Origin of the sequence: Oceaniradius stylonematis (assembly GCF_003149475.2) — a bacterium.
Classification (GTDB): Bacteria; Pseudomonadota; Alphaproteobacteria; order Rhizobiales; family Rhizobiaceae; genus Roseitalea; species Roseitalea stylonematis.
Genome location: NZ_QFWV02000004.1, coordinates 194,903 through 209,306 on the forward strand (window position 1 = coordinate 194,903; position 14,404 = coordinate 209,306).

The 14,404-nt window shown below is 65.7% G+C and carries 11 protein-coding genes and 1 riboswitch; of the genes, 5 read left to right on the top strand and 6 right to left on the bottom strand.

Annotated elements, in window-relative coordinates:
* Positions 1 to 16 precede the first annotated feature (16 nt).
* Positions 17 to 907 (top strand): sterol desaturase family protein, encoded by an 891-nt coding sequence (locus DEM25_RS04565; RefSeq protein WP_245412759.1) that lies wholly within the window; start codon positions 17 to 19, stop codon positions 905 to 907.
* Here the strand turns inward: DEM25_RS04565 and DEM25_RS04570 are convergent.
* A complete protein-coding gene (locus DEM25_RS04570) occupies positions 877 to 1,710 on the bottom strand; it encodes a transporter substrate-binding domain-containing protein (RefSeq protein ID WP_158585162.1) in 834 nt (277 codons plus the stop codon). The two genes, DEM25_RS04565 and DEM25_RS04570, sit on opposite strands and share 31 nt — an antisense overlap.
* A 320-nt stretch (positions 1,711 to 2,030) precedes the next feature.
* Between DEM25_RS04570 and DEM25_RS04575 the strand changes: the two genes are divergently transcribed.
* On the top strand, positions 2,031 to 3,779 hold the full coding sequence (locus DEM25_RS04575) for a glycosyltransferase (protein WP_158585163.1): 1,749 nt from the start codon (positions 2,031 to 2,033) through the stop codon (positions 3,777 to 3,779).
* An 87-nt stretch (positions 3,780 to 3,866) separates the two neighbouring features.
* On the top strand, positions 3,867 to 4,679 hold the full coding sequence (locus DEM25_RS04580; RefSeq protein WP_109766901.1) for an ion transporter: 813 nt from the start codon (positions 3,867 to 3,869) through the stop codon (positions 4,677 to 4,679).
* On the opposite strand, the gene DEM25_RS04585 is transcribed toward DEM25_RS04580, so the two are convergent.
* Positions 4,648 to 5,745, bottom strand: a complete 1,098-nt coding sequence (locus DEM25_RS04585) for a 2'-deoxycytidine 5'-triphosphate deaminase (protein WP_109767030.1) — start codon at positions 5,743 to 5,745, stop codon at positions 4,648 to 4,650. The genes DEM25_RS04580 and DEM25_RS04585 overlap by 32 nt on opposite strands.
* Before the next feature lie 82 nt (positions 5,746 to 5,827).
* Positions 5,828 to 5,914, top strand: a riboswitch (SAM riboswitch).
* 66 nt (positions 5,915 to 5,980) lie between these two features.
* Between DEM25_RS04585 and DEM25_RS04590 the strand changes: the two genes are divergently transcribed.
* On the top strand, positions 5,981 to 7,171 hold the full coding sequence (locus DEM25_RS04590) for an O-succinylhomoserine sulfhydrylase (protein ID WP_109766902.1): 1,191 nt from the start codon (positions 5,981 to 5,983) through the stop codon (positions 7,169 to 7,171).
* 7 nt (positions 7,172 to 7,178) lie between these two features.
* Here DEM25_RS04590 and DEM25_RS04595 read toward each other — a convergent pair whose 3' ends face one another.
* Positions 7,179 to 7,784: a CDP-alcohol phosphatidyltransferase family protein gene (locus DEM25_RS04595; RefSeq protein ID WP_109766903.1), complete on the bottom strand. Its 606-nt coding sequence runs from the start codon at positions 7,782 to 7,784 to the stop codon at positions 7,179 to 7,181.
* Between the two features lie 150 nt (positions 7,785 to 7,934).
* Between DEM25_RS04595 and apaG the strand changes: the two genes are divergently transcribed.
* On the top strand, positions 7,935 to 8,327 hold the full coding sequence (apaG, locus tag DEM25_RS04600) for a Co2+/Mg2+ efflux facilitator ApaG/CorD (RefSeq protein WP_109766904.1): 393 nt from the start codon (positions 7,935 to 7,937) through the stop codon (positions 8,325 to 8,327).
* Positions 8,328 to 8,330: 3 nt separating this feature from the next.
* On the opposite strand, the gene DEM25_RS04605 is transcribed toward apaG, so the two are convergent.
* The 3 genes from DEM25_RS04605 to DEM25_RS04615 form a co-directional block, all read right to left on the bottom strand.
* Entirely contained in the window at positions 8,331 to 11,753 is a 3,423-nt protein-coding gene (locus DEM25_RS04605; RefSeq protein WP_109766905.1) for an efflux RND transporter permease subunit, read from the bottom strand.
* A gap of 1 nt (position 11,754) precedes the next feature.
* Positions 11,755 to 13,269, bottom strand: coding sequence for an efflux RND transporter periplasmic adaptor subunit (locus DEM25_RS04610; RefSeq protein ID WP_109766906.1), 1,515 nt, complete (start codon positions 13,267 to 13,269; stop codon positions 11,755 to 11,757).
* A gap of 121 nt (positions 13,270 to 13,390) precedes the next feature.
* Positions 13,391 to 14,401, bottom strand: a complete 1,011-nt coding sequence (locus DEM25_RS04615; protein WP_109766907.1) for an Hsp33 family molecular chaperone — start codon at positions 14,399 to 14,401, stop codon at positions 13,391 to 13,393.
* Between the last annotated feature and the right edge of the window lie 3 nt (positions 14,402 to 14,404).

The window sequence follows — 14,404 nt, forward strand, 5'->3', positions numbered from 1 at the left end:
CACGCCATTGTGCCCGATGGCCGCGTTGACCGGCGCGCGGCGACGCGCCATCTGTTGGCTGGTGATGGAAAACGAACCGCAAATACGTCTGGCCGCCTTCATCGCGATCTTCGCCGCCATGGCCGCGTTCGAATTGTGGGCGCCGCGGCTGGAACGGCCGGAAATGGCCGGCGCGCTGAAATCGCGCCGCTGGTTCGTCAACCTGTCGATGGTCGTCATCTCGTCGGTCTGTCTGCGGATCATCTTTCCGGCAGCGGCCGTCGGCACAGCGCTTTTTGCAGAACAACAGGGGTGGGGCCTGTTCAACGCCACCGGCGTTCCGGTCGTCCTCGCCGGGCTGATCGCCTTCATCGTGCTCGATTTCGCGGTGTGGCTCGAACATCTGGTCAGCCACAAATGGCCGCTGCTCTGGCGCATCCACCGAATGCACCATTCCGACCAGGGGTTCGACCTGACGACGGCGCTGCGCTTTCATCCGCTGGAGATCGTCATCTCGATGCTCTGGAAGGCGGCTGTCATCATCGCGCTTGGGGCGCCCGCGGTCGCGGTGCTGGTTTTCGAGATCGTGCTCAACGGCATGGCGATGTTCAACCACGCCAATGCGCGCCTGCCGCTGAAGCTTGACCGGGTCGTCCGGGCCTTGTTCGTGACGCCCGACATGCACCGGGTCCATCATTCGGTCGTACCGCGCGAAACCGACAGCAATTACGGCTTCAACCTGTCGGTCTGGGACCGGCTGCTCGGCACCTACACCGATCAGCCGGCCGCCGGCCATGACGGCATGCGGATCGGCCTGACCGATTTCGACGGGCCGCAAACCTCCAATCTGGGTTGGGCGCTGCTTCTGCCGTTTCGGTACGGCGGCACGCGGTCCGGTCAGGACCCGAACGGGTCGATCGGGAAGTAGCGGGCGAAAATCTCGGCATAGACGCCGTTCTGCTCGACCGCCCTGAGCGCCGCGTTGACCGCGTCGAGCAGCGGCTGGTCCTGGGCACGGGTGACCGCCACCATGCCCTGGCCGAGATGGACATCGGACATATAAGGCCCGGAGACGAACCGGCAGCACTGTTCGGAGGCCGGCGCGGCCAGCCAGAAGGACAAGGTGACGCCATCGCCGAAAACCAGATCGGCCTCGCCGCTCCCGAGCGCCGCATAGGCGGCCGGCATGTCGGCAACGGGCACCGGTTCGGTCGCCGGGAAATGCGTTTCGAGCATGGCGGCGTGGGCGGATCGCGCCACGACGGCCACCTTGCGGCCCTCCAGCGCCCGGGCAAAATCGCCGCCGGGCTGAAAAGCGCGGTTGGCGACGAACCGCGCCGGAAACCTGAAATAGGGTTCGGACAGGCCGAACCGAAGCCGCTTTTCGGCGCTCGGGGCAGTTCCGGCGAGAATGACCTCGCCACGGCGGCCATCGAGCGCGGGTTCGAGCTCGTCCCAGGGTATCGCCTGGATTTCACACCGGTCCGTCAGCCCCAGTTCGGCACAGATGGCGCGCGCCAGATCCACATTGAAACCGGTCGGCTTGCGGTTGGCGTCGGCGAAATTGAACGGCGGAAAATCGAGACTGGTCAGAAAGCGCAGGCGCGGAATGCCGGCCAAGTCGGGACTGACGATCCGGTAGCCGGGGTCCCAGATGCGCGGCGGTTCGGCGTGAACGGGTGCGCCCGCGAGCATGGCGAGCCCTGCGGCGGCCAAAGCGGTTCGCGACATCGAAGCAACCCGTTCAGGCGCCCACGACACCCCTGGGGTTCCGGCGCGTAAATTGAAAATATCCCGAAGCATTGCTCTCAAACACATCGTCGATATAGTGCCGTTTATTCTTTTTGCTTGTGTATTAAAGGCGGCGTGCGATGGAAGGTGTTCTGGTTCAATCCGTCGAACGCCGTGGAGACCCGCGCAGCCACGGCCCTGCTCCCGCGGCACAGCCCCCTCCCCCGGATCAAACGGCCGAAACCGACGGCGATGTCTTGTGCCCGTCCTGCGCGTTTCTTGCGCCGATCGGGTTTCCAGTCAAGCGGATGCGCCAGGCGATGATGCTGGCGGCCAAGAACGGAACGGTCGCGGGCACCGAGCTTCTGGCGCATGGCGCCATCACACAGGAGGCCTACTACCGGACGCTGGCAAATCATCTGCAGGTGAGCTTCGTCGAGCCCGGCGATATCGCGATGATCATGAACGGGCGAGACGGCTCGCTCGAGGGCGTCAATGTCCGGGCCAATCTCATCTGGTGCCAGTTGCGCGACGGCCGCACGCTGCCGGTGACCGCGCCCGATCCGCGTTCCGTCGAAACCCTCAGCGTGAGCCTGGCATCAAACGGTCTCCGGCGGTCGTTTGCTCTGACGAAGCCCGAGACGTTGCGTACTCTTCTGACGCGGAAATACTGGCCGCTGCTGCTGGAAACGGCGACCCGCAAGCTGGCCTATGACGAACCTGCCATGTCGGCCCATGCCGGCGCCCGCTTCTGGCAGGGCGTCGTCTCCGCGCTGCTCGTTTTGGGCGTTGCAGCCGCCTTCGCCACACGGCCGGGCATTGCCAGCACCGCACTGCATGTGGCGATGTCGACGTTCTTCTTCAGTTGCGTGCTGCTGCGGCTTCTGGCCGTCCTGACCTTCCGGGCGCCGGCGACAGCACCTCTCAAACGCATGGACCCGCGTACCCGGCCCGACTATTCGGTCCTGGTCTGCCTCTACAAAGAGAGTGCGGTCGTTCCCGATCTCATCGCCAGCCTCAAAACGATCGAATGGCCACGCTCCCGGCTGCAAATCCTGCTGGTGTGCGAAGACGACGATGTCGACACGATCGATGCGCTGGCGCGGCAGGAGCTGCCACCGTGCTTCGAGATCGTTCGCGTTCCGCCGGCACAGCCGCGCACCAAGCCCAAGGCGCTCAACTACGCGATGATGTTCGCACGCGGCCAGTTCATCACCCTATACGATGCGGAGGACCGCCCGCATCCCCGGCAGCTTGAGGAAGCCTGGCAGACCTTCCTTCAAAGCGACGAGTCGGTCGGCTGCCTGCAGGCACCGCTGGTCAAGGCAAACACAAGCCGCAATGCGCTGACCGCGCTTTTTCATCTCGAGTATGCGGGCCTGTTCGGCGGGCTGATGCCGTGGCTCGCGCGCGTCGGCAGTCCGATCATGCTGGGCGGCACGTCAAACCATTTCCGCCGGCATGCGCTGGATCAGGTGGGCCGCTGGGACCCGTTCAACGTCACCGAAGACGCCGACCTGGGCATGCGGCTGTGGCGCGGCGGCTACCGCACGGCGATGATCAGCCGACCGACGCTGGAAGATGCGCCGCACACATTGGGCGCCTGGCTGCCGCAGCGTACGCGCTGGTTCAAGGGCTGGATGCAGACATGGATCGTGCACACACGAGAGCCGGCGCGGCTCTACCGCAACATGCATCTGCGCGCGTTCGTGATCACACAGCTGCTTCTGACGGGCACCTTCGTCTCGGCCCTGCTGCACCCGCTGGTGCTGGTCAATGCGGTGGGGCTGAGCATCTGGCTGACCGTCCAGTCGCCCGATCCGGCCTATATGAGCCTGATCGCCTGGATCGACTGGCTGATGATCGCCGCAAGCTATCTGGCGTTCGGAGCGCTGTGCTGGCTGGCGACCGCGCCGGAGGAGCGAAGCAAGATCGGTTGGCGCATTGTGCTGATCCCGGTTTACTGGATGGCGCAGTCCGTCGCCGCATGGCGCGCGCTCGTCCATCTGTTCAGCCGACCGTTCGAATGGGAAAAGACACCGCATACGGCACACCAGAGACAGGATTGACGCCGGTAGCGCCCGGACCCGTTTCAAACCGCCGCGTGCAACCGTATATAGGCGTCACCTTCATTCCGATTCCGGCCGGTGTCTTCCATGCAGTCCCTGAAATCGTTCGTTGAAAGCCAGCGCTTTGAGCGCGCGATCATCATCCTGATCATCATCAATGCGATCACGCTGGGCATGGAAACATCGCCCGCCCTGATGGATGCGATCGGGCCGGTTCTTCTGACGATCGACCGGCTCATCCTGGCGGTGTTCGTCGTCGAACTGATGATCAAGTTCGCCGTCTACCGGCTCGACTTCTTCAAAAGCCCGTGGCGCATCTTCGACCTGATCATCGTCTCGATCGCGCTGATCCCCGCCGCCGGTCCGTTCTCGGTGCTGCGGGCGCTGCGCATCCTGCGCGTGCTGCGCCTGATCAGCGCCGTGCCGTCCATGCGCCGCGTCGTCGGCGGGCTCCTGACCGCATTGCCGGGGCTCGGCTCGATCGTGCTGCTGCTGATGCTGGTCTTCTATGTCTTCTCGGTGATGGCGACCAAGCTGTTCGGCGGCGAGTTTCCGCAATGGTTCGGCTCGATCGCCGCTTCCGCCTATTCGCTTTTCCAGATCATGACGCTGGAGAGCTGGTCGATGGGCATCGTGCGGCCGGTGATGGACGCGTTCCCTTGGGCGTGGGCGTTCTTCATTCCGTTCATCGCCGCGACGACCTTTACGGTTCTGAACCTGTTCATCGGCGTGGTCGTCTCCGCCATGCAGGCCGAACACGACGCACAGGCGGCCGACGAGCGGTCGTCGCTGCATGACGAGCAGACGCTGATCCTGGAAGAGGTGCGGGCCTTGCGTGCCGAGGTGCGCGCCATGCGCGCGGCTGACGCTACGGCGCCCGGAAATGCTTCGAAAGCTTGAGGCCCTGCGCCTGGTAGTTTGACTTCAGATCGGCGCCGTAGAGCGCCGACGGCCGGCCGATCATGTGTTCATAGACGAGCCGGCCGACGATCTGGCCGTGTTCGAGAACGAACGGCACCTCATGGCTGCGCACTTCCAGAACGGCGCGGCTGCCTGTGCCGCCCGCCGCCGAATGGCCGAAACCGGGATCGAAAAAGCCGGCATAGTGGACGCGAAATTCGCCGACCAGCGGATCGAACGGCGTCATCTCGGCGGCATGAAGCGGCGGCACATGCACCGCCTCGCGGCTGACGAGAATGTAGAACTGGTCCGGATCGAGGATCAGTTCCTTGCGGTCGCGCACATGCACCGGTTCCCAGAAATCGAGCACGTCATGGGCGGCGGGCTTGTCGACATCGACAAGGCCGGTGTGCCGCTTGCCGCGATAGCCGGCGAGGCCCGATGCGTCGCCTGAAAGGTCGACGGACAGGGCGATGCCGGTCTGCGAAATGTTGGGCGTGTCGCCGGCAACCAGCGTTTCGGCATCGTGCAGGTCGGCGAGCTCTGCAGCGCCAAGCACGGCGTGGCCGGTGCGGAAGCGGATCTGCGTCAGGCGCGAGCCGGTGCGTGCGATGATCGGAAATGTGCGCGGGCTGACCTCCAGAAACAGAGGGCCCTCATAGCCGGCGGGGACCTTGTCGAACTCCACCGCATTGTCGGTGATCACGCGGGTGAAGATGTCGAGCCGGCCGGTCGAGCTTTTCGGGTTGGCGGCGGCGGCGATGTCCGCCGGCAATGCCAGGCTTTCCAGCAGCGGCACGATGTAGACGCAGCCGGTCTCCAGAACCGCGCCTTCGGTCAGGTCGATCCGGTGGAGCTCGTATTGGGCGAGCTTGCCGGCAACGGCGTGCGCCGCACCCGGCATGAAGCTGGCGCGCACCCGGTAGGCGGTGGTGCCCAGGCGCAGGTCAAGGCTGGCGGGCTGGATCTGGTTGTCGTCGAGCGGCCGCGGCACGATGATCGCCCCGGTCTCCACCAAGCCTTCAATGTCGTGATCGGCGAGGATGCCGCTGTCGCGCCGCGTCATGAAACTGCCTGCCCTGCCCCAGTGCGGCGGCACGATGGCCAGCGCCGCCAATTGACGCAAGGCACGCGGCCCTTTATGGACAGCTTATTGACGTGGTGATTTGGCCGGCCGGCTTGCAGCCACGGGAGTGCGCTCCCAAAACTCGCTAAAAGGCCGAGGATTTGCCGGATATTTGGACGGCAACGACCCGGCTCATGGCGGCATGAGGCCGGGATTTTTGTGTGGGGTGGCTGCCATGGCCGACGAGAGGCAAGATCTGAAGCCGGCGACACGCATGGTGCATGCCGGGACAACACGTTCGGCCTTCGGCGAGACATCCGAGGCGATGTTCCTGACGCAGGGCTTTGTCTATGACAGCGCCGAGGCGGCCGAGGCGCGCTTCAAGGGCGACGATCCGGGCTTTGTCTATTCGCGCTATGCCAACCCGACCGTCGAGATGTTCGAACAGCGCATGTGTGCGCTCGAGGGCGCCGAAGCGGCGCGCGCGACGGCCTCGGGCATGGCCGCGGTCGCGGCCTCCATCCTCTGCCAGGTTTCGGCCGGCGATCATGTGATTGCGGCACGGGCGCTGTTTGGCTCGTGCCGGTGGATCGTCGAGCAGTTGCTGCCGCGCTATGGTGTCGAGACGACGCTGGTCGACGGCACCGATCCCAAGGCCTGGGAACGCGCGGTCAAGCCGAACACCAAGCTGTTCTTCTTCGAAAGCCCGACCAATCCGACGCTGGAGATCGTCGATATCGCCCATGTGGTTGCGGTGGCGCGTGCCTGCGGCGCCAAAACGGTGATCGACAATGTGTTCGCCACGCCGCTCCTGCAGAACCCGATGGTGCTGGGCGTCGACATCGTCGTTTATTCGACCACCAAGCACATTGACGGGCAGGGGCGGTGCCTTGGTGGCGTCGTGCTCGGCCCACAGGACTGGGTCGACGAGCATCTGCACGACTTTTTCCGCCATACCGGCCCGTCGATGAGCCCGTTCAACGCCTGGGTGATGCTCAAGGGGCTGGAGACGCTGCCGCTGCGGGTCGCGCAACAGACGAAGAGCGCCGGCGCGGTGGCGGACTTTCTCGCCGACCACTCGGCGATCAGCCGCGTCGTCTATCCGGGGCGGCCGGACCATCCGCAGGCCAATATCGTGCCCAAGCAAATGAGCGGCGGATCGACGCTGGTGGCGTTCGACGTCAAGGGCGGCAAGCGATCGGCGTTCGCATTCGCCAACGCGCTCGAAATCGTCGGCATCTCCAACAATCTGGGCGATGCCAAGAGCCTGATCACCCATCCGGCGACGACGACGCACAAGAACCTGTCGGACCAGGACCGCGCCGAACTGTCGATCGGCGGCGGCACGATGCGCCTGTCGGTCGGTCTCGAAGACGCCCAGGACCTGATCGCCGATCTGGACCGGGCACTGGCGGCGGCGGGGTAGCGTACGTTCAGCGCAGGGTCCGCGAGGCCAGAGCAATGCGCGAGACGGCCGTGTAAAGGCAGATCGCGGCGAAGACCCAGGCGATTGCCGCGAACCAGTGCGGCACGAGACACATCAGAACGAACACGGCGATGGTCTCGGTGGCTTCGGCAAGGCCGGTGGTGAAGAAGATCGACTTCTCGCCATGGCTTTCGCTCGAAAGCCCGTGCCGCTCGGCCATGATCGCATAGGCGAGGAAGCTGGCGCCGTTGACATAGAACGAAAAGACCAGAACGGCACCGGCCACCGCATTGGCGCCGGGATCGGCAAGGACGAATCCGATCGGGATCACGCCGTAAAAGGCAAAATCCAGTACGATGTCGAGATAGCCGCCGAAATCGGTCTTGCCGGTGATGCGCGCGACGGCGCCGTCGAGACCGTCGCAAAGGCGGCTGATCAATATCAGCGCGAGGCCAAGCCAGAACCAGTGCAGCGCGATCGCACCGGCGGCGGCCACGCCGAGCACCAGCCCGGCGATCGTCACCTGGTCGGCGGTCGCGCCGGCGCGCGCCAAACGCGCGGCAAGCCGCTCAAGGGCGGGGTCGAGCTTGGACCGGAGCGTGCTGTCGAACATGGCGCATGGATCGGTTGAAGCGAACGGTCCCGCCCATACGACACTTGTCCTCCAAGGTCACCATCATCACCGGGCAGCGATCATCACGCCGACTCACTTTCGCGTGCCCGCGCCCTTTTCCGGCCGAACGTGTTTGGCTAGAGTCGGCGCATGTATCGCGAGACGACAGACGGGATCGAAGTGACCGTGCGGCCCGACTTTTTGGACGAGGAGTCGGAGCCGGACGACGGTCGCTGGTTCTGGGCCTATACGGTGGTGATCGCCAACCATTCCGAAGAGACGGTCCAGCTCGAAAGCCGCTACTGGCGCATCACCAATGCGCTGGGCGCGGTGGAGGAGGTGAGCGGTCCCGGCGTCATCGGCGAGCAGCCCGTCCTGTCTCCCGGCGACAGCTTCCAATATACCTCGGGATGCCCGCTGAACACGCCGTCGGGCACGATGGTCGGTCACTATGTGATGCGGCGGCAAAGCGGCGAGCGGATGCGGGCGCGCGTTCCGGCCTTTTCTCTGGACGTGCCGAACGTCGTGCGGACGATCAACTGACGATCATTGACCGGCCACGGGCCGCGGCAGGCGCCGCCGGTCGCCGTAGAGCGCGACGAGCAGGTTGCGGATGTCCTCGCCGATACCGATGAAGACCGGCACGAGGAACAGGACGAGCACCGTCGCCGTGGCCAGCCCGAACACCATGGTGATCGCCATCGGCATCAGGAACTGGGCCTGAAGCGAGGTCTCGAACAGGAGCGGGATCAGGCCGCCAATGGTGGTCAGCGACGTCAGAAGGACGGCGCGAAACCGGTCGCAACTCGCATTGATGCAGGCTTCGCGGATCGCTTCGCCGGTCTTCAGCCGCTCCTCGAGCCGCGAAACCAGAATGATGGAATCGTTGACCAGAATGCCCGACAGCCCGAGCAGGCCTATCATCGACAGCATGGTGAGCTGATAGCCCATCAGCCAGTGGCCGACCACGGCGCCGACGACGCCGAACGGGATGATCAGCATGACCGCGAACGGGCGGAAATAGCTGCCGAACACCCAGGCCAGGATGATGTAGATGACACTCAGCGCGATCAGCGTGCCGAAGCCCAGATCGGCGAAGGCGTCGCGCTGCTCCTGGCTGCGGCCGCCGAAATCATAGTCGATGCCATAGGTGCGGGCGATGGCGTCCAGAGCGCCTGACGAGACAAGCTGGTCGACGACACCGTCGGTGGTGTTGACCGCCGCATCGATTTCACCGGTCACCGAGATCGTCGTCTGTCCGTCCTGACGCTGGATCGCCGAGAAGCCCTGCTGCTCGCTCAGCGTGACGATTTCGGTCAGCGGTACCAGATCGCCCGATGGCGCGGTCAGCATCATGGCGCGCAGGGCCGCCGTCCCCTGGCCGTCCATGTCCTGGCTGACGCGGATTGCCACTTCGTCGTTGCCGCGCGCAAAGCGCCGCGGCACCATGCCCTCGACGGAATTGCGCACCTGCGTGCCCACCTCGTCGAGGGTGAAGCCCAAGGCCGCCGCGCGCGGCGTCAGCGTCATGATCAGTTCGGGCTTGCCATAGGGCAGATCGTCCTCGACGCCCGTGACGCCGGGGATGGCCGCAACGATTGCCGTCACCTCGACGGCGGCTTCCTTGAGGACGGCAATGGAGGAGCCTCTGAGCTCGACATCGATGTCGGCTCCGGGCGGACCGCCGCGCGACTGGCGCACCGCGAAGCGGCGGACGGACGGAAGCTCGGGCGCCTCGGCCCGCCAGGCGCGCACGATCTCCGGCGTACGAATGGTGCGCCGTTCCGAGATGGTGAGCTGCACCTTGATGCGGGCGAGATTGTCGCCCTGCGAACGGCCGGACGAGCCAAGCGTGACAAACACCGCCTCGATCAGTTCTTCGCCATTGTCGCCGGTCAGGTTCGCTTCGGCGCGGCGCAGCGCATTCTCGAACTCCCGCACGGCCATGATCGCCTCGCGTTCCGGCGTGCCCGGATGCAGGATGATCGAGCCGGATATGTTCTCGGACTCCGGCGAGGGGAAGAAGACGAAGCCGACATGTTCCCCGGCGCGCAGGCCCCAGGCAAAGACCATGACGAGACCGACCGCGATCGCCATGGACACATAGCGCCAATTGTAGGCCAGCCGCACCAGCCAGGCGAACGGGCCCTGCCGGATCCAGTTGAAGCCGGCGTCGAAATTGCGCCGGAACCAGCCATCTTCGGGCATTTCGTCGGCGTCGAAGGTGCGCCGGTTGCGGCCGAAGCCGACGCGCACCGCGTAAAGGACAAACTCGACGAGAACGGCTGCGATGAGTGCGACCGCTGCGGCGACCGTTCCGAACATGAAAGGGGAAACGGTCTGCCGCCATGCGTCGAACGCGGCGATGAAGGGCAGCGATTGGGCGACGCCGCCCTCGCCGCCGGCACGCGTGAAGAAGGCCGCCATGAACAGGACGATGACGAGGCCGACGAAGAAGACCCGCCAATGCGACCAGCGCGGCGCCGTGCGGCCCTGCAGCGAATGGCTCAGATGGCCGGGCAGGATGAAGAAACACTCGACGATGGAGGCGATGGCGACGGCGATCACGACGACCGGCAGCACGCCAACGATCTGGCCGATCGTATCGCCGATCAAGAGCAGAGGCGCGAAGGTCGCGACGGTCGTCGTCAGCGCGGCGGTGACCGGCGTGAACATGGCACCGACGCCGTTTTCGGCGGCCGTCACCGGATCGTCTCCCATCGCAAGGCGCGTGTCGGTGTGTTCGCCGACGACGATCGCGTCGTCGACGATGACGCCGAGCATCATGATCAGCCCGAACAGGGACAGCATGTTGATGGTTTCGCCGAAGACATACATCAGCCCGACGGTGGCCAGCAGCGCGACGGGAATGCCGGCGGCGACCCAGACCGCGATGCGCACATGCAGGAAGGCGAACAGGACGATCAGAACCAGCAACAGCCCGGTCGCGCCGTTCTTGACCAGCAGCATGATCCGCTCGTTGAGCGAGTCCGCGCGCACCTCGTAGACCTGCAGTTCGAGACTGGCCGGCAGTTGCGGCCGGATCTCCGCGACATAATCCTGCAGGATCGCGTTGGTCGTCAGCGTGTCCGCGGTGGCGGTCGACTGGACGTCGATCTCGATCGCCGGAAACGTGTTGGAAAAGCCCTGGATCGCGCCATCCTCGAACCCCTCGCGGACCTCGGCAATGTCGCCCAGACGAACCTTCTCGCCGGTCGGGAACGATTTGACCTCGATCTGGCCGAGCGCGCGCGCATCCTCGGCATCGGACAGGGTGCGCAATTGCCGTTTCACCGCGCCGTCCAGATTGCCGGACGGCAGGTCGCGCGAGTTCGCGCCGATCGCCCTTGATATGTCGGAGATCGTCAGATCGAGCCGGCGCAGCTCCCGCTCGGGCACGGTCACCTGCAATTCGGGGTCGCGCATGCCGGTGAAGGTCACCTTGTCGATGCCGCGCTCGACCAGATCGTCGCGGATGCGCTGGGCCCAGTCGCGAACCACCGCTTCGGACACGTCGCCTCCGATGGAGATCGACGCGACGCGGTCGAACCATTGGCTGGTGGTCACCTTGGGGTCCTCGGACCCCTCGGGCAGGTTGGTCAGCGCCTTTGCGGCGGTGTCGACGTCGGCCACCGCCTTTTGCATGTCCGTGCCTTCCTCGAATTCGAGGCGGATCGATGCGGAGCCCTCGCGGGCGTAGGAGACGACCTGCTTGACGTTCTCGATGAAGCGCAGTTCGGGCTCGGCGACCGCAAGGATGTTCTGCTCGACATCCTCGGCGCTGGCACCCGACCAGGCGATGGAAACCGAGACCGTCGAGGTCTCGATGGTCGGAAAGAACTGGGTGTTGATCCGCGCCAGCGCGAAGACGCCGAACAGGATCATCAGCACCATCAGCAGATTGGCCGCATTGGGATGGCGCAGGAACGCGCCAACGAGGCGATGCTGCGATATGCCGGACGGGGCCATGTCAGCCGTCGCCGGCCGTGTCGGGCCGGTCGCGCAATTGCCGGAAATAGGCGCGGCGCTCGTCGCCCGACAGCGCGTCCCACTGCGCGTCCGTCAATCCGCTCAGGCGCTTGGCCGCGGTGATCATCTCTTCGCTCGGACGCGCCCCGGCAACCGGCGTCGACCCATCGTCGATGGCCGGCGTTTCGGCGCTGGGAACCGAGACCTTCAGCCCGTCCTCGACATTGGACAGGCGCGTCGTCATCACCTGTTCGCCGGCCGTCAGCCCGCCGGTGACGATCACGTCGGCGCCATCGAAGGCGGCAACCTCGACGGTCCGATGCTCGAGCCGGCCGTCGGCGATCACATACATGGTTCCTGCGTCATAGAGCGCGGTCTCCGGCAGCCGCACGGCGTCTTCATAGAGCCGGTCGGGCACTGTCACCGCAACGAAGGCGCCGGGGCGGAGTTGCACCGGCGCGTCGGTCACATCGATGCGCGCGAAAACGTCCACGCCGCCGCGCGCCGAGGCGATGTCGGCGCCGATGCCGTTGACGGTGGCGGTGTAGGTGTAGTCGAGATTGCCGACGGTCCAGACCAGCGTCACGTCGCGGCCGATCAGAGGATCGGCGTCGGTGGCAATGCGGCCATATTGCGCGTCGGTCAGGGTGAAGCGGACATCGAGCGCGCTGTCATCGTACATGGCGACGGCCACGTCATTGGCCGCAACGATGCGCCCCGTTTCGACGGTGGACGAACGGACCACGCCGGAAAACGGTGCCCGCACCGCCGTGTCGCCGAGATTGCGCTCGGCGCGCCGCACGCCCAGTTCCAGCCGGGTGCGGATGGCACGCTGCTGATCGAGCCGCGCTTCCTCTATGGCGATGTTGTTGACCCTTTGGGAAACGGCCTGTTCACGCTGGGAAACGATCAGTTCGCGATCCTCGACCTGCTTGGCGGTCAGCGTGCCATTGCCGCGCAACTGCTCGGCGCGCGCCAGATCGCTTCGGGCGAGGTCCAGCTGATCGCGGGCGCCTTCGAGCTGTGCGCGCTCCGAGACGAGCCGCGCCTCGTTCTCGGCGATGGTCGCCTCGGTCTGGGCGAGATTGGCCCGCGCCTCGGCCAGCGCCACTTCGAGATCGAACGGATCGATCTCGAACAGGGTTGCGCCCGCCTCGATGCGCCGGCCCGCCGACAGGTCCGGGTGGATGGCGATGACTTCGCCCGACACGGGCGGGCGGATATCGACGGCACGCGCGGCGGCCACCTCGCCGTAAAGGCTGACATTGGGCCGCTCGTCACCGGCGGCGACAACCACCGCCTCGACCGGCACGGACACATCCGGCTGGGGCCGCGCGGTCCGTTCGGGCGCGGCGGCGATCAGCCGTTCCATCGCCAGATAGGAGCCGACAAGCACGGCCACCATCAGCGCTGCCTGGACGGTGGCGCGCAGGGCCGTCGCCACGCCGCCGCCCGGGCGGCGGGCAGGCGCAGTGTCGTCTCCGGCGATCTGCGGGTCTTCGACGGATTTCAGCATCGATGCGTCCTTTGGGCGGAAAATAAGGCACCAATGACGCCGAACAAGTTAAATCTTGGTCATGGGCCGCGCCGGATGCGTGGGGCGACCGGCGGCAGCGCATTCCGCCGCCGGCGGCAACTCACGTTTTCGCTTCACCGGGCGCGAACTCATAGACGGTCGAACAGAATTCGCAGGTGATCGTGATCTTGCCGTCACGGGTCGCCTCGGCAACGTCCTCGTCGGACAGCGACGCAAGAACGCCGGCCACCTTGTCGCGGGTGCAGGTGCATTTCTCGCGGATGTCCTGCGCATCGAAGACGCGGACGCCGCGCTCGTGGAAAAGCCGGAACAGCAGCGCGTGCACGCCGACGCCCTCGTCGATCAGTTCGTCATCGTCGACCGTGCCGACCAGCGCCTTGACCTCGGCCCAGGCATCGTCGTCATCGGGCATGTCGATCTCGACACCGTCGGGCGCCTCGCCCGGATGCAGGTCGGTCGCGCCCATGCGCTCGGGCGCATCGGGCAGGAACTGGGCGACGATTCCGCCGGCACGCCAGAACTGGCGCATGGACCCGTCATCGCCGCGCACGGAGAGCCGGCCCACGGCGAGGCGAAGCTCGGTGGGGATCTGTTCGGACTGGCGGAAGTAGTTGCGCGCGATCTCCTCGAGCGAAGCCCCGTCGAGTTGAACGATGCCCTGATAGCGGTTCATGTAGGCGCCCTGGTCGACGGTCAGCGCCAGCGTGCCCGTGCCCAGAAGGTCTTCGGGCCGGGCGTGGCCGGCCGCAACCGCGGCATCGACCGCACCCTCGTCGAACCTGGCATAGGCGCGCACCGTGCCCGGCGTGACGAAATCGACGACGAGCAGCGAGACCGGGCCGTCGGTCTGCGCCTGGACGATGAACTTGCCCTCGAACTTGAGCGAGGTCCCCAGAAGCACCGTCAGCACCGTCATCTCACCCAGAAGGCGGGCGACCGGTTCGGGATAGTCATGGCGGGCAAGGATACCGTCGAGCGCATCGCCCAGCAGCACGGCGCGGCCGCGCGCGTCCAGCGCGTCGATCTGGAATGGAACGACGGCATCAAGGCCCACGGGAGCAGGGTTCACCGGCGGTATCGATCCCGCCGGCGTCGATCGGATGTCGGTCATCTT